This is a genomic window from Marinomonas sp. AWM4_232 (genome assembly GCF_056158325.1).
Genome location: NZ_JBSWTA010000001.1, coordinates 2629543 through 2644651, shown reverse-complemented (window position 1 = coordinate 2644651; position 15109 = coordinate 2629543). Strand labels below are relative to the sequence as shown.

The following is a 15109-nucleotide window of genomic DNA, read 5'->3' as shown; positions in this document are numbered from 1 at the left end:
ACTATGATGGAAAACCGTATAAAATATCGCCATCTAGAATGTTTTTTAGAAGTCATCCGTCAAGGCAGCGTTGTCCGAGCGGCCGACGTTCTCTCTTTAACTCAGCCCGCTGTCTCTAAAAAACTCAAAGAGCTTGAAGAGATTCTCGGAGTACGATTACTTGAGCGTAGCAAAAAAGGCATTGAACTAACTCATTACGGCAATTTATTTTTAGAACATGCCAGCACCAGTGTGGCAGCATTGCGAGAAGGTGCCGAGCGGGTCAATCAAGCTCTAGTAACGGGTCAACAAAAGCTGAGCATTGGCGTATTGCCTACCGTCGCTACCAGTGTACTGCCAGAAGCGGTGAAGCGTTTTCGCGCCAATAATGTGGACGTTCGGTTACACCTTGTCTCTGGACCTAACTCCCTTCTCATGAGCCAACTACGTGTGGGCGAACTAGATCTAGTTGTCGGGCGTATGGGGGTTCCAGAAGCCATGGCGGGCATCTCATTTCAACATCTTTATTCTGAGCAAGTCGTATTTGCTGTTCGTCCAGGTCATCCCCTGCTGGATAAAGAAGACTTCCAGCTCAATGAAATCACAGGCTTTACTGTGCTTTATCCGCCTGAAGAATCCATCACCGGCCCAACGGTTGATCGTTTTCTACTAGCTGAAGGTGTGAGCAATATTCGCGATCGTATTGATACAGTGTCTGACTCGTTTGGTAAGGAATTTATCCGTCATACGGATGCTATATGGATTATTTCCCGTGGTGTTGTTGCCCGAGAGATCGCAGACGGTGAATTAGCAGAACTCCCTGTCAATACAAAAGAAACGCTCAGTGCCGTTGGTCTAAGCGTGAGAGCGGACACCAATGCCTCCATGGCACTGCAACTATTTAGCAAAGCGGTAACAGAAACCGCCGCTAAGCTAGATAGCTACTACAACCCAGCCCACTAAGTCAGAGCAGCGAGTATGTTCCCACGCTGTTTTTATTGACTGACCTTAGTCACATTAAATTAGCGAACGAGCGCATAGCGCTACAGCTTGATACATAAAATAGTCACATTTGAAACAATTCATTACTTTCACCTCACTCGCCAAGGGGTAGTCTAATATTAGACATAACCGCTGAAAAAGTACGTACCTAAGCTCAGGATGCCTTGCTCAACGCTATCGATCGCTCTAATGCGACCATTGAGTTTCAACCGGATGGGACCATCATCACGGCTAATAAAAACTTTATCGATACACTTGGCTATAACTCTGTTCGAGACATACAAGGTAAGCACCATCGTATGTTTTGCCATGATGAGTTTTATCAAGAGCACCCTCATTTTTGGCAGGAGCTTGCTTCTGGACAAACAAAATCAGGGCTATTTCTTCGCAGAGATCGAGACGGCAATAATGTATGGATCGAAGCGACGTATAACCCGGTTTACGATTTACAAGGCGCTAATGAAGCCTATAAAAGCATTGGCGAATTGGTCGCACGCGCTGAGAAACATTAAAGCCTAAAGCTCTGCAGCGTTAGAAGTCACTAACGCTGCAGAGACCGCGTATTTTAAGAAAGCTTTTTAATCAGGCCTTGCATGCCCAAAACATAACCCTGAACACCCATGCCGATGACAATTCCAACCGCACAAGGGGAAATGTAAGAGTGATGGCGGAATGCTTCTCGTGCGTGAACATTAGAAATATGCACTTCTACCACAGGAACTTCGGCACCTTTAATCGCATCATGTAAGGCAATTGACGTGTGCGTGTATGCACCAGGGTTAAACACAACACCTAACATTTTACCTGCTTTGATCAATTGACCAGCTTCATGGATAGCATCTACCAGCGCACCTTCATGATTTGACTGGCGAAAGTCCACTTTAAAACCGTGCTTAGCCGCTTCTTCCTGACACATTGCCTCAACATCAGCCAACGTCTCATGTCCGTAGGTTTGTGGCTCTCGCTGCCCTAACAAGTTAAGGTTTGGCCCGTTTAGTACCATGATGGTAGACATACTTACTCCCAAATAACATTGCACCCTGACGCAGTGCATCGATTGTAAAATAGGCGGTAAATATATCACTTACCTGGACGATGCCGTTCATTTTTCATATGATTTTTTTATTTGAAAATTGGCTCAATAATTAAGTATCAAGCCAGTGATGTCTCAGAGCGCAAGCGCGCAACAGGTCGCTCATCGATGAATAGATGAATGATGGCTGTCACCATAGCGATAGCAGAAGCGGCCCACCAGACAACATCATAGGAGCCGGTTGTATCGTACAAGTAGCCACCTAACCATACGCCACAGAAGGATCCCACTTGGTGACTTAAAAAGACGATGCCATACAGCATGCCCATATGCTTAAGGCCAAACATTTGCCCCACAAGGCCAGACGTTGGCGGCACTGTCGCCAACCACAGTAGACCGGTCGCGATAGCAAATACATAAACACTGCCAGCTGTCATCGGATAAAGCATAAAAACGGCGATCACAATGGCTCGTATGCCATATATATAGGCTAATATTGTTTTTTTAGAGTACTTACCCGACCAAGAACCAGAGAGCAAGCAACCGAAGATATTAAACAAACCAATGAGTGCCAAGCTCATCACCGCTACATCTGGCTCGAAGCCTTTATCGGATAAAAACGCTGGCATGTGTACGGTAATAAACGCCAATTGGAAACCGCAGACAAAAAAGCCTGCCACCAACAGCCAATAATGTGAGTAAGCACCCGCTTCTTGTAACGCTTGTTTAGCGGTTTGCCCGGAATTGCTTTCAGTGTTATTGCTAGTCGCCCCATCACGCGCTAAAGGTAAAGCACACACAATCATTAACAGGGCACAGGCCGCCAGTAATAATAATGCCGAACTCCAGCCGTATGCCGATAAGAATGACTGAGCAACTGGCACAACCAACAACTGCCCTGCCGAGCCCGCCGCACTGCCTAACCCTAAAGCAAACGCTCGCTTTTCTGGCGCGACCATACGTGCCATCGCAGGTAACACAACGCCAAAACCTGTCGCAGCAATCCCCATTCCCATCAGGAAACCAGAACCTATATGCAGTTCAGCTGCCCCACTGGCATTCGCTGTGACATACAATCCTAGAGCATACAGTACCGTGCCGGCCAAAACTGTTTTTAAGGTACCAAATCGGTCCGAGATTGCCCCTGCAATCGGCTGTGTTAGCCCCCACCATAAATTCTGTAGAGCCAAAGACATGGCAAACACTTCTCGACCATAGCCAAATTCATCAGATATCGGGGCCATAAAAAAGCCCATTGATGAACGTAAACCAAAGTTGAGCGCCAATAGGACGCAGGCAAATGCGACGGCAATGCTGAGAAGCTTAACAGGCTGTGACACGGTCAATCCTTGTGTGAAATAAGCAAAATCTGACGTTACGCCAATTCTTGTGCCATCACAATAGCCGCGTAGCAGAAGCGCAATATTGTTCTAAAACGCTTTAAATTCTCCTACTCGCTCCACCGCACGTTGATAATCCGAATCTTTACGAATCATCTGAAGCCAGCGCTCAATACTTGGGTATTGATCCATTGCCGAAACGGATCGCATTGCTAATAAGGGGAAACTCATTTGCATGTCAGCAGCACTCCTAGCCTCGCCAGCAAACCATTCATTTGCCTGAAGGTGTTTTTCTACCAATGCGAGCACATCTTCTAAACGCGGCATGATGAAGCTATCAATCACTTTATTACAAAGGGATTTTGCTATTGGCTTCACAAAGAAAGGCATCGGCTGAGTTGGAATCTTGCGAAACACGAGCATCATGACTAACAGCGGCATAAAAGAGCCTTCGGCAAAGTGAAGCCAATAGCGGTATTTCCTTAGGGCTATTTTATCTACTGGCCTTAACTGATTGTTCGTATCGTACTCATCCGCCAAAAACTCCAGAATGGCGCCAGACTCGGCAATCGTCAGCTCTTCATCCTGTAAAACGGGCGCATGGCCAAGTGGGTGTACACGCTTGAGAGATTCTGGTGCGGTATTTCCAGAGGTTCTTTGATAAACCTTAACTTCGTATTCGAGTTTTAGTACTTCAAGAGCCCATGCAATTCGCTGTGACCTCGAGTTTTCCAAATGGTGTAGTAGCAACATTGATCTTCTCCTTGTACTTCTCAGTGAATACGATGAGTGAAGATGAACGGATTGTATTAGACATTAAAAAAGCGCTCCCTTCATGTTAGGCAGCGCTTTTAAAATAGTACATTATGATCCCAAAATTAAGCTTCAACGTGCTCTTTTTGCCACTGTTCTCGCCAAGTTAAAAACGCTTCAATTGGCATCGGCTTACCTATAAAGTACCCCTGTGCTTCTTCACAGCCAAGCTCTCCTAATACTTTATACATTTCCGCGGTTTCTACACCTTCTGCGACCACATCCAGCCCCAAGTTATGGGCCAGATCAATGGTAGATTGCACAATGGTTCTGTCATTAGCATCATCCATCATGCCGAATACGAAAGACTGGTCTACTTTTAATTCATTGACTGGAAGCCGTTTCAGATAGCCTAACGAAGAGTAGCCAGTTCCAAAGTCATCGATCGACAGACGAAACCCCATATTCGAAAGCTTGGCTAAGGTTTGTTCCGCAAAAGCCGGATCATCCATGATGGCGCTTTCTGTGATTTCTAAGCACACACCCGACGTTGGCACGTCAAAAGTATCCAGCGTTTGTCGAACATAATCAGGGAAAGACGGCGATAACAAGTCACGCGTCGACAAATTCACAGAGACTCTAAATAGCCCATTTTCTTGCTGTAAAGTCTGCCATTGCTCCGCGAGCGCACTAATCATCCATTTGGTAATTTCACGTATAAACCCTGTTTGCTCTGCAAAGGGCACAAATTTATAAGGAGGTACTAAACCTTTTTCAGGATGCTGCCAACGCACTAAGGCTTCCGCAGCCACTACCTTATGATTGGCCGTGGACACCTTCGGCTGAAGGTAAACTCGAAGCTCATTGTTTGTTACCGCTCGGCGCAATTCTGATAATAAGCTCAAGCTCTCTGGTGTCGACGTCACAAAGTCGCTCTTATAGACAACAATGTCTTCACTGCGTCGTTTCGCTGTATACATCGCCACCTGAGATGCATTGATCAAATCATCGCAGCCAGAAGCATCCAACGGCCATGTAGCAATACCGATGCTTGCACTGAGGTCAATTAGGTTATTATCAATTTCTAATGGTTGATTCAGTCGAGCCAATAAAGAGCTAGCCACATGGCTTGCGGAGTCTTCATTTGGCAACACTAACACCGAAAATTCGTCACCACTGACACGTGCTAGTTTCTCATGACCTGAGCAACTTTCCCCCAACAGTCGAGTTGCCGTGGCCTTAAGAATTTCATCCCCCATTTCATAACCTAGAACATCATTGATCTGCTTGAAGCGATCTAAGTTAATGGTGATCACACTCAAGGCATCATATTCACCAGACTGAATCATTTTTGCCACTTTGCTGCGAAAGCTGAGACGATTCGGTAACCCTGTTAAGGCATCGTTGTATGCCAGTTTGGTGATGGTTTCTTGTTGCTGCTTGATGCTACTTCGCATGACATCAAAGCTTCGCGCCAACTCGCCAACCTCATCGGTTCGACGAACACCGCTCACTTCGACATCATAATTCCCTTGCTCTAGTGCCCCAGTGGCATCTGTTAAACGCTCTAATGGCCGAGTAACACGACGAGATAGCCAAGTAACGGTAACAGCAAAGACAACCAAACCAATTAAAGTGATGACTAAATATTGATGAAATAGCTCATCAAACTGAGTGCCCGCTTCTTCAAGAGACTTCATAAACGCCAAGCTTAAAAAGCCACCAATGACTTCCTGCCCGTGAATAACACTGACATAAGTATCCTCTGCCACACGCATATCAAATGCTAAACTATCAAGGAAAAAATTCCCCGGTATACCCTGTAAGAAATGCTGCTCTAAGCGTTTTGAGCTTGCGAGGATACCAATGGGAGCGCTGCCGTTATTAGACATTAAGACCACATCGATACCAGATAAGTCGCTGGCCTCAGCAATTAGGTCTCTTTCAATGGCAAACCCCATAATGACATAGCCTACTAATCTTGGAGCTCTAACAGGTACCACCACAAACTGTGTTGGTACCGCATTATACAAGGCCGTAAGATAAGCACTTTCCCCTTTTTCTTTTCGTGTTAAGGCTAAGTCTTCTATGAGTTTAGGGACAGAGCCTGTTCGCATCAGGATATCTTTTGAAGCTGCTTTGATTTGCCATTGCTGATCAACCAAAATAGCTACCGAAGCCTCAATACGCTTGGCACTATTCGCTAACGCCGACGAAATAGTCTTTTCGTCCTGTGACGCGACAGCTGAGCGAAAACCAAAATCCGACGCCAATAACTCAGCCCCTTCCACTAATTGCTGATGATTTTGAATAATCAGCTTATTCCAAACTCGCTCTGACACTGAAATGGAATGCTGAATATCCTCCCTAACATATCGATCCACTGCTCCTTGAACAATCAAAAAGCCAATTGCCTGGATTAACAACAGAAGCAACAATGTCATGAGGATAAATCGGACAGACAAACGAGCGTGTACCCAACGCGGCAAAGCCATCATTAAAAGGAAACTCCCTGCGTTTCTAGTTTCAATGTATGAAAGCTATTATAATCCGCGTTTTCGAATTCAAAACTCTCGAACGGCGCACCATAAGGAAAGTTTTTGTGCCACACATCAACAGAATAATTTCCCGCTTTATAACCAGAGAATGTCGCCTGCCCCTGACCATCAGTTGTCGCAAAGACAGAAGAATCATTCACCAAGACCCAACCGAGCATACTATCGTGGATGTTACAACCAAGCTCAATAATACCTGTCTCTTCGAAAACAACAGGGGATTCAGGTTTTTGAGCATAGAGCTTTAACTCAAATATCTTAGCAGGAGAGAAAGAATACACATGATGTCTGACATCATCGAGATTGGGGAACTCTATTGCAGTACCAACAGTCACTATTTGTACGCCTGGTATGAATTGACGATCTTTTTGCGCCATTTCCACATTCGACATTGGCTTACTTGCAGCAAGAATGCTAGGCGATTTTAAAAAAACGACCGCATCACTTAAAGGTTGACCAGAAGAGTCTGTAACTTGGACAGCGATATCCGACCATGCCAGTACCGGCGCTAAGCACAAACTAAAACAAGCAATTTTCTTTAGATTTAATGCCATTAAGGACTTCACTCCAAATTTTATGGCTCAATTGCAAATCCTACCACATGCGAGCCGTTACCAAATGTTCCTATTTCCGATGCATTCCCGGTCGCTAAATCTACTTCAACCAAAATCGTAGTTTGGCCAGAAGCTGGAAGTAAAACCGCAAATGCCGTATTACTTATGTCACTAATATCCAATGATGCATCTTTCAATGGACCTAACCCTAACTCTCCAACAGTGTATAACACGCCTAAATTCGGTGATACAGCTGGCACTTCACCTTCTTTTGTACCTTGAATTAGAAGTTTTCCAGTGCGCCTATCAATAGCGTAATTTGTTGTGAGCTTACTATCATTTGGATTATAAGTATAAGCGGCGGCAACAATGTCAGGAAGCTCTCCTGCTGCAGAATCTTGGTGATCATAAGCTAAATCTGGGTCGGTTTGGACGCCTGCTGTTTGGGTATCAAAATCTACTATTGCACCGCTGTCTGGATCTAACCGCAAATTACGATTTTTGTTTCCTACGACACGTAATTTGTCCGCAGCGGGATTAAAATCAAAGCCATAAGGTCCCACAGCCATTTCCTGCACCACACTTGAACCAGGCACTAAAGATGCTTTACCCGTAGATGTATCAATTACATAAATTCGTCCTGAATTGGCAAGACCATATAGGTCACCTCTCGCTACACGGTAGTCTATACCGATTAATTGATCGTTATCTTTTAATCCAGTTAACGATACTGACTTTTTGACCACGTCTGGCTGGTAAGGGTTCACATTGAATAGCACATGTTGATCACTTACCCCCCACACAGATGTGGGCAGTTTAGACAATTTTGGTGCCGCATTAGATGCTGTAGATACGAATGCAGCAGATACAACAACAGAGCACAGCGCTTTCTTCCAATTTAAGATAGACATAATCCCCCACAATTTTTAACTTTTTATATGAACTCAGCTTAGCGTAAAGCTTGCTCTCAGAATTACCACATTCTACAGAGTTATACATGAAAACTACGCAATTGCTTTAGTTTTATAAGATGAGAAACGATCCTTCTTGTGAGTTACGGCCGAACCCCTTATAATGCGCCGCCTAAGTGATGCACCCGTAGCTCAGCTGGATAGAGCGCGCCCCTCCGGAGGGCGAGGTCGAAGGTTCAAATCCTTTCGGGTGTACCATTTTCTAGTAATTTCTAATCTTCCACCTTAGATATACTCTGATCTGTCCAAGAATCCCAAATCCAAGTTAGCGTTCAGTTAACCAAATATTCACTCGTGATAGCCTCTTCATTTTACTTAGGTTTTCATGATCCGATTTGCTGAGTCTGTCACGTTCATATGTAGCTCGAACGATATGTATCACCCACTTCGTGTACGCGTACGTCATTAAAGTGACACATACCTCTGCTGTAATAATTTTAAATTAAATACATATTTGTTGAGGGTATCATGCAAAAAATTATTACGGCTGCAGCACTTGCTGTGTCGATGTTATCTCCTGTATTTGCTTCTGATAACTTAGTCGTTTATAGCGCTGGTCCTAAACCTCTATCAGGCGCATTAGCTAAAGCATTTACGGCTAAAACTGGCATCGACGTAGATCTATTTCAGTCGACTGCGGGTAAGGTTATGGCACGATACGAAGCTGAAAAATCCAACCCACAGGTTGACGTCATCGTTTCAGCTGCATGGGGCCATGCAATCACTCTTGCAGAAAAAGATGAGCTAGTTTCTTACACCTCTTCGAATGCTGTAAATGTTCCTGATAGCCTTAAAACAGAGAATTATGTAGCGCAAGGAGCTGCTGCACTGGCTATCGCTTACAACACCAACTCTAATCTTCCAGTACCGTCGAACTGGAGCGATCTTACTAAACCAGAATTTAAAGGACAGGTAACAATGCCTGACCCATCAGCCTCAGGATCAGCACTCACCCTTCTACAAGGCCTACTGAATAAAGACGGTGATGCGGCTTGGGACCTTTTCAAAGGATTGAAAGCCAACGACATGATCGTCCCTGGTGCGAACAAAGCAGCACTAAACCCAGTTTTACAAGGGGCTAAAGGCGTGGTGTTTGGGGCAGTTGATTACATTGCGTTAGGCTCTAAGGCAAAAGGCGAAGCAATTGATGTAATCTACCCTTCTGAGGGGACTGTTCTCGCGCCACGTCCAATGATGATTCTTAAGTCTTCAGATAACCAGAATGCTGCTAAGCAGTTTATCGATTTTGTGCTAAGTGAAGAAGGTCAGACCATGGTGTCCAATCAACTTATTCTTCCAGCGCGCACCGACATCAAAGCGCAGCGTCCTGGCTACAACGAGCTAAACATCATCAATTTCGATCAAGTTCAAGCAGCCAAAAAAGCAACGGTTGATAAAGCTAAATTTACAGAAGTAATGGGGCTGTAGTTGAAATCTAACTCAGTAAAACAAAGCAAGGGGCAGTCGTTAAGGCTGCCTCTTTTTATATTTTCCAGTGTTAGCATGGGCGTCATTATCGGGCTACCCATAGTGGCGATTGCTCTTTACGCAATTTTCCCAAATCTTAACGAGTCATCATTTGCCGCACCGTTTAGTCGAATTATTTCAATTTTTAACGACACTGACTTATCCGAAGCTACATTCAATTCACTAAAATTAGCAACACTAGTCACTCTAATAAGCGCTCTACTGGGTATTAAACTGGGTTACTTGAGGGCAAAAGCTGGCAATGAATATGGGAAAATTTGGGATCTTTTATTTCTTGTGCCGTTTCTCATTCCACCCTATATAGGCTCACTTGCATGGATGCAGTTGCTGCAAAGGAATGGCTTTGTTGAACAAGTTTTAGGATTTAACTTATCTGACGAGCTGTACTCATTTATGGGCCTGGTCGTCGTAATGAGTTTACATTTATTTCCTCTCATCTACTTCAGTGCATCCAAAGCCTTTGCAATGGTTGGTAGCCGTTATTCCGAAGTCGGGAAGGTGTTTGGTGCCTCAAAGCTCAATCTCTTTTTGAGAATTGAACTCCCTATGATCATGCCTGCCGTTCTTTCGACGGCATTAATAGTGTTTATTTTAACGATCGAAGAGTTTGGTACACCTGAAATTTTAGGCCGCCGCTTTGGCCTAGAAGTCATGGTGACCTCGATTCATGACAAATTCACTAACTGGCCAATAGACCTATCTGGAGCGGCCGTTTTAAGTCTGCTGCTAATCCTCATTGCGTTTTGTGCTCTTCAGATACAAAACGTGCTGAGTCGTCGTTTCAATACGGAACTTGATAGCCAATCGATCGCTAACAATAATGCTCAAACAAGCCACTTCAGCCTGATCTATCATCTTCCCCTGTTAATCGTTGCAATCGTGGCCGTAGGATTGCCCATCATCTCCATCTTGCTAAGCGCGTTTATGTTGCGAGTATCAGGCGGGCTCACTTCAGGAAACTTTGGCTGGTCCAATTTCGAGGCTATTTTCAGAGAAGGCTCAGATGGCTTAAATGCCGTTTATACAAGCCTGTCACTGGCGCTTGGCGCTTCATTGATCACTGTTGTCTTGGGGCTTATAGTCACATTTGTTCTGATCAGACTTCGTCCGCGTGGGGCCTTCATATTAGATTTCCTATCCATTTTGCCAAACAGCATTCCAGGCATGGCCATCGCGGTTGGGTTAATTCTGACTTGGAATTTAAGCTTCTGGCCTATCTCACCCTACAACACTATTTGGGTTTTACTGATTGCCTACATCTGTTTAATGCTGCCGTACCCTATCAGAATGCTGTCAGCGGCACTTAAGCAGTTGCCCGAGTCACTTGATGAGGCAGCCTATATGAATGGCGCCTCTGAGATAAAAGTCATCTCCAAAATACTATTGCCTCTTTTGATGCCGATTGCGCTTGCTGCGGGCTTTATTGTGTTTGCTATCAGCACGAGGGAACTGGTAAGTAGTTTAATGCTGGCTCCTCCGGGGGTATCCACTGTCGCTACTTTTGTTTTCTCACAATTTGATCAAGGCTCTATTAATGAGGGAATGGCCATGAGTATTTTTGTCATTGTGCTCTCCGGAACGATCATCACCTTAGGCCAGACACTTCAAAGTAAGGTTTATAAACAATGAGTTTTCTAAAAATCGAGGGCGTTTGTAAAAGATTCGATAAAACACCCGTTCTGAAAGACATTAATTTGCAAATAGATAAAGGCAGCTTTGTTACCTTACTTGGCCCCTCTGGATGCGGTAAAACAACACTATTGAGAATTATTGCCGGCCTTGAATCATCTGATGCTGGTAAAGTCAGCTCCGCACACACCTTATTCTTTGATCACAACAACTGTAAATTTGAACCGCCTCAAAAACGAAAACTTGGTTTCGTTTTTCAAGACTATGCTTTGTGGCCACATATGACGATAGAAGAAAATATCGCCTTCCCGCTAAAAATGGCTAAATGGCAGTCTGCCGACATACGATTGAGAGTGGCCGAGGTTCTTGAGACTGTTCAACTAACCGCGCACTCAAAGAAACGACCAAACCAACTCTCTGGTGGCCAGAAACAACGAGTCTCGATCGCAAGAGCCATCGCGTCTAAACCAGAACTTATTTTGCTGGATGAGCCGCTTTCTAACCTCGACGCAAATCTACGTGAAGAACTGGGTGCAGAAATACGCTCTCTAACCAAAGAACTAAATTTAACATGTATTAACGTCACCCATGACCGCAGAGAAGCTCAGCAACTATCCGATCAAATTGCTCTGATGAAAGATGGGGTCATTCATCAACTTGGCACACCGGAAAAACTGTTTAAACAACCCATTGATTATTGGGCAGCGTCGTTTGTTGATGCTGGTAATATCCTTCCTGCTCAATTAATTGACAGTGAAAAACAGGGATTTGCCATGATTCCACGAAACAGCATCGCAATAAGCGATAGCGGAGAGTTTGAAGCAACTGTTAAGCAGTCTCTGTTCTATGGTGACCGATACGAACTTTCAATTGATTTTAAGGGTGTAGGTATAACAGCCTATTTAGACCGTGCCCTGCTTCCTGGAACGACCGTTAAAATGAGTTTCCGAAAAGAAGACGTCTACTGGATACACTAACTGGTGATCAGTTAACAATGGCTGTTTTATGGGTCCCCAAGTTTGTGCTTTAGGTACGAGGCAATGGCGTAAGCTTGCGAGGGTCTCAATTGTGGAAAAGTAGGCATTTTTTCTAGGCTTGGGTGGCCTGAGCGGATAAGGTGGGCAATTTCATTAATGCTCAGCTGAGTATCTTTATTTCGAGGAATCCCAAGTAGAAACTGGCCTCGTCCTGAGTCTTTGTGACAGCTAGCGCAGTACTGACCATAAAGTGCTTTGCCATTCTGTAAATCTGATATCTCTGTATTTTGATCTGAACACCCGGTCAATAAAGCTATCCCTAGCAACATGAAGATACTTTTCATGTGGCCACCTTATGCTATTTTTAGTTCATACTGCTCCTCAAAAGCATACGCCATTAGTGCAGTCTAATATTCAATGATTCCGTTATCCACCTGTAAGGATCATGATTAGTTTTGTAGAAATTCGTTACAGCTGGATCTGAAAAATGCTCAGTACAAGCTAAGCTTTAATCAATCAACTTTATAGGGCTAGGGGTTAAAATGCCGCATCTAAAACGCCAAGCATTGATCGATAAATATGGGCTAAACCATAAAACAGATGAAACACTCGATAACTTAGTTTCAAGTATCGCTCAATTATTTGATGTCCCTATTGCAATGACAGCTATAGCACAAAAAGGACACTTTGTCTTTCAGTCTCGATATGGTTTAGAGATAGACACATCGCCACTTGAAGATGCTTTGTGTGTATTAGTGCTAAACGAAGAGAAACAGGTCGTTATCTCTGATTTGCTAGAAGATAAACGCTATACCGAGAGCCATTTTATAGAAAAACGCCCAGGACTTCGCTTCTATGCTGGCACGCCACTAGTCATTGAGGATGTTGTCATAGGCAGCGTATGTTTGATCGACACAAAACCTCGCCAGTTAACAGAACAACAGTGCGCCACACTGCATCAGCTTAGCTCTTTTATCAGTGATCACATTGCTCTAAAACGTGAGCACTATCAGCTGCAAAACGAACACAGTTTGTTGGATCATTCACCGGCGGTAATGCTCTGCTGGCGCTATGAAAACGGTTTAGTACTCCAGAGTGCCACCAGCAATGTTGAAGATGTTCTGGGGTTGAGTCATGAATACCTTACAACATACCGACAAAGTTTTGAGTCTTTTTTAACACAAGCTAGCCAAGAAGAATTCCACTTTATGATTCAGAATCATCTAAGTGGAGTGGAAACGACTGAGATCCATTTAGAGCTGAAAAAGACAACTCGAAAAGTATGGGTCCGTATACTTTCAAAAGCTTTTTTTGATGAAAGTGGTCGATTATTAACTATTCAAGCCATTGCAACGGATAATACTGAACAGCGTCATTTCGAACAGCGTTTGAATGACGCCAACCGACAAATGCGTTTATTACTCGAAGCTTCGGAGCTTGGAACATGGGACTATTACACCGAAACTGATCACACTCAAGTTAACAAGCGTTGGTGTGACATCATTGGTGTCGATTACGAATTCTACGACGGAAGTAGCCGTTTCTGGAGGCAGCGTATTCATCCAGCGGATCTTCAATATGTGAATAAGAAAATCGAAGCTCATCTCAAAGGTGAAAGTAAGGTTTACTCCGAGGTATACCGAATGCGTCATGAGAATGGCAGTTGGGTATGGATTGAAACCTATGGACGAGTGGTTGAGAGGGATGAAACAGGTAGAGCACTTCGTCTTGCTGGAACACATAGGGATATTACCGAACGAAAACTCGCTGAAATTCATCAAATGAAACAAGGCCAGCTTTTGAGTTTTATAAACAAAGCTCGTGCAGCTTATCTAGAAACACACGACTTATCTGATGCGTGTCAGAAAATTCTTCCGGAGCTTATCGAAATTGCTGACAGTCAGTTCGCTTTTATTGGCCAGATCGTGTTTGAAAACAACAAACGCAGACTGTTTATACATGCTATTTCTGAGCTTAGTTGGAACAGCGCCAGTGAAGCGCTAGTTGAACTCTATAAAGGCCGTAAACTGTACTTCGACTCGTTTGATAATTTGTTTGGCGAAACAATTAAGACTGAACAAACCGTGATTAGTAACCAGCTGGGCTCTCACCCTGCGTCAGTGGGCACTCCCAAAGGACACCCTCCTATATACCGTTTTATGGGGCTACCTATTCAATTACAAGGAGAAGTTACAGGTATGATAGGTCTCGCCAATAAGTTTTCAAATTACACCGAGGAAGACGCTGATTTTTTAATCCCCCTACGAGATGCGCTAGCTGGTTTGTTCTATGCGGTTGAACTTGAAAAGGCACGATTAGAGGCTGAGGATCAATTCCTCAAAATGGCTATGACGGATACCCTTTCTGGGCTCAATAACCGACGGGCTTTCATTGAATACTTATCATCTTTGCCAACAGATGGCGCAACTTATTTCGCTATGATCGATATTGATTACTTTAAATCCATAAATGATCGCTTCGGTCACGACATTGGTGATGAAGTGATCCGCCTTTTAGGTACACTCTTAACAAATACCATTGACGCCTCTCACTTTACTGCCCGAATTGGCGGGGAAGAGTTTGCCATCGTACTAAATGGTTTAACAAATGAATTAGCAACTCAGCAGCTCACAACCCTAATGGATGTGATACGCAATACAGATTTCTCATTGCCGGATAATTCTGCCGTGACGATCAGCATTGGCATCGCCCCACTTTTAAATTCCGATACTAGCAACACTTTATCCAATGCGGATAAAGCGCTTTACACAGCGAAAGAAAACGGGCGTAATCGAATTGAATGGTACGCAGAAAAATAACGAAGGGGG

At 44.1% G+C, this 15109-nt stretch carries 13 protein-coding genes and 1 tRNA gene; 7 read left to right on the top strand and 7 right to left on the bottom strand.

Features of this window, described 5'->3' with window-relative positions; genetic code table 11:
- The first annotated feature begins 3 nt into the window (after positions 1 to 3).
- On the top strand, positions 4 to 942 hold the full coding sequence (pcaQ, locus tag ACXAC1_RS12480) for a pca operon transcription factor PcaQ (protein ID WP_133563176.1): 939 nt from the start codon (positions 4 to 6) through the stop codon (positions 940 to 942).
- 203 nt (positions 943 to 1145) lie between these two features.
- Positions 1146 to 1493 (top strand): PAS domain S-box protein, encoded by a 348-nt coding sequence (locus ACXAC1_RS12475; protein ID WP_475061794.1) that lies wholly within the window; start codon positions 1146 to 1148, stop codon positions 1491 to 1493.
- A gap of 53 nt (positions 1494 to 1546) precedes the next feature.
- On the opposite strand, the gene aroQ is transcribed toward ACXAC1_RS12475, so the two are convergent.
- The 6 genes from aroQ to ACXAC1_RS12445 form a co-directional block, all read right to left on the bottom strand.
- Positions 1547 to 1996 (bottom strand): type II 3-dehydroquinate dehydratase, encoded by a 450-nt coding sequence (gene aroQ / locus ACXAC1_RS12470; protein WP_133563182.1) that lies wholly within the window; start codon positions 1994 to 1996, stop codon positions 1547 to 1549.
- A 137-nt stretch (positions 1997 to 2133) separates the two neighbouring features.
- The gene (locus ACXAC1_RS12465) at positions 2134 to 3354 is read right to left on the bottom strand and encodes an MFS transporter (RefSeq protein ID WP_475061793.1); all 1221 of its coding nucleotides are present in this window, start codon (positions 3352 to 3354) and stop codon (positions 2134 to 2136) included.
- Positions 3355 to 3444: 90 nt separating this feature from the next.
- Positions 3445 to 4107: a glutathione S-transferase family protein gene (locus ACXAC1_RS12460; protein ID WP_475061791.1), complete on the bottom strand. Its 663-nt coding sequence runs from the start codon at positions 4105 to 4107 to the stop codon at positions 3445 to 3447.
- 125 nt (positions 4108 to 4232) lie between these two features.
- Positions 4233 to 6605 carry a bifunctional diguanylate cyclase/phosphodiesterase gene (locus ACXAC1_RS12455; RefSeq protein ID WP_475061789.1) on the bottom strand — a complete coding sequence of 791 codons (2373 nt, stop codon included), beginning with the start codon at positions 6603 to 6605 and terminating at the stop codon, positions 4233 to 4235.
- A complete protein-coding gene (locus ACXAC1_RS12450) occupies positions 6605 to 7216 on the bottom strand; it encodes a methylamine utilization protein (protein ID WP_475061787.1) in 612 nt (203 codons plus the stop codon). Before ACXAC1_RS12450 ends, ACXAC1_RS12455 begins: the two co-directional genes overlap by 1 nt.
- A 20-nt stretch (positions 7217 to 7236) precedes the next feature.
- Positions 7237 to 8127: a DUF4394 domain-containing protein gene (locus tag ACXAC1_RS12445; protein ID WP_475061785.1), complete on the bottom strand. Its 891-nt coding sequence runs from the start codon at positions 8125 to 8127 to the stop codon at positions 7237 to 7239.
- A gap of 181 nt (positions 8128 to 8308) precedes the next feature.
- Between ACXAC1_RS12445 and ACXAC1_RS12440 the strand changes: the two genes are divergently transcribed.
- From ACXAC1_RS12440 to ACXAC1_RS12425, 4 genes are all read left to right on the top strand, one after another.
- Positions 8309 to 8385, top strand: a tRNA-Arg gene (locus ACXAC1_RS12440).
- A gap of 270 nt (positions 8386 to 8655) precedes the next feature.
- Complete coding sequence (locus ACXAC1_RS12435) at positions 8656 to 9615, top strand: ABC transporter substrate-binding protein (protein WP_475061783.1); 960 nt, start codon at positions 8656 to 8658, stop codon at positions 9613 to 9615.
- Positions 9616 to 11304, top strand: coding sequence for an ABC transporter permease (locus ACXAC1_RS12430; protein WP_475061781.1), 1689 nt, complete (start codon positions 9616 to 9618; stop codon positions 11302 to 11304).
- Complete coding sequence (locus ACXAC1_RS12425) at positions 11301 to 12281, top strand: ABC transporter ATP-binding protein (RefSeq protein WP_475061779.1); 981 nt, start codon at positions 11301 to 11303, stop codon at positions 12279 to 12281. Before ACXAC1_RS12430 ends, ACXAC1_RS12425 begins: the two co-directional genes overlap by 4 nt.
- Before the next feature lie 26 nt (positions 12282 to 12307).
- On the opposite strand, the gene ACXAC1_RS12420 is transcribed toward ACXAC1_RS12425, so the two are convergent.
- Positions 12308 to 12625: a c-type cytochrome gene (locus ACXAC1_RS12420; protein ID WP_475061778.1), complete on the bottom strand. Its 318-nt coding sequence runs from the start codon at positions 12623 to 12625 to the stop codon at positions 12308 to 12310.
- A 198-nt stretch (positions 12626 to 12823) separates the two neighbouring features.
- Between ACXAC1_RS12420 and ACXAC1_RS12415 the strand changes: the two genes are divergently transcribed.
- Positions 12824 to 15100 carry a sensor domain-containing diguanylate cyclase gene (locus ACXAC1_RS12415; RefSeq protein WP_475061776.1) on the top strand — a complete coding sequence of 759 codons (2277 nt, stop codon included), beginning with the start codon at positions 12824 to 12826 and terminating at the stop codon, positions 15098 to 15100.
- The last annotated feature ends 9 nt before the right edge of the window (positions 15101 to 15109 follow it).

Excerpts from the sequence above, each read along its gene's own strand:
- ACXAC1_RS12445 (WP_475061785.1), bottom strand. The coding sequence starts at position 8,127 with ATGTCTATCTTAAATTGGAAGAAAGCGCTGTGCTCTGTTGTTGTATCT.
- ACXAC1_RS12460 (WP_475061791.1), bottom strand. The coding sequence starts at position 4,107 with ATGTTGCTACTACACCATTTGGAAAACTCGAGGTCACAGCGAATTGCA.
- pcaQ (WP_133563176.1), top strand. The coding sequence starts at position 4 with ATGATGGAAAACCGTATAAAATATCGCCATCTAGAATGTTTTTTAGAA.
- ACXAC1_RS12450 (WP_475061787.1), bottom strand. The coding sequence starts at position 7,216 with ATGGCATTAAATCTAAAGAAAATTGCTTGTTTTAGTTTGTGCTTAGCG.
- ACXAC1_RS12420 (WP_475061778.1), bottom strand. The coding sequence starts at position 12,625 with ATGAAAAGTATCTTCATGTTGCTAGGGATAGCTTTATTGACCGGGTGT.
- ACXAC1_RS12415 (WP_475061776.1), top strand. The coding sequence starts at position 12,824 with ATGCCGCATCTAAAACGCCAAGCATTGATCGATAAATATGGGCTAAAC.
- aroQ (WP_133563182.1), bottom strand. The coding sequence starts at position 1,996 with ATGTCTACCATCATGGTACTAAACGGGCCAAACCTTAACTTGTTAGGG.
- ACXAC1_RS12425 (WP_475061779.1), top strand. The coding sequence starts at position 11,301 with ATGAGTTTTCTAAAAATCGAGGGCGTTTGTAAAAGATTCGATAAAACA.
- ACXAC1_RS12435 (WP_475061783.1), top strand. The coding sequence starts at position 8,656 with ATGCAAAAAATTATTACGGCTGCAGCACTTGCTGTGTCGATGTTATCT.
- ACXAC1_RS12455 (WP_475061789.1), bottom strand. The coding sequence starts at position 6,605 with ATGATGGCTTTGCCGCGTTGGGTACACGCTCGTTTGTCTGTCCGATTT.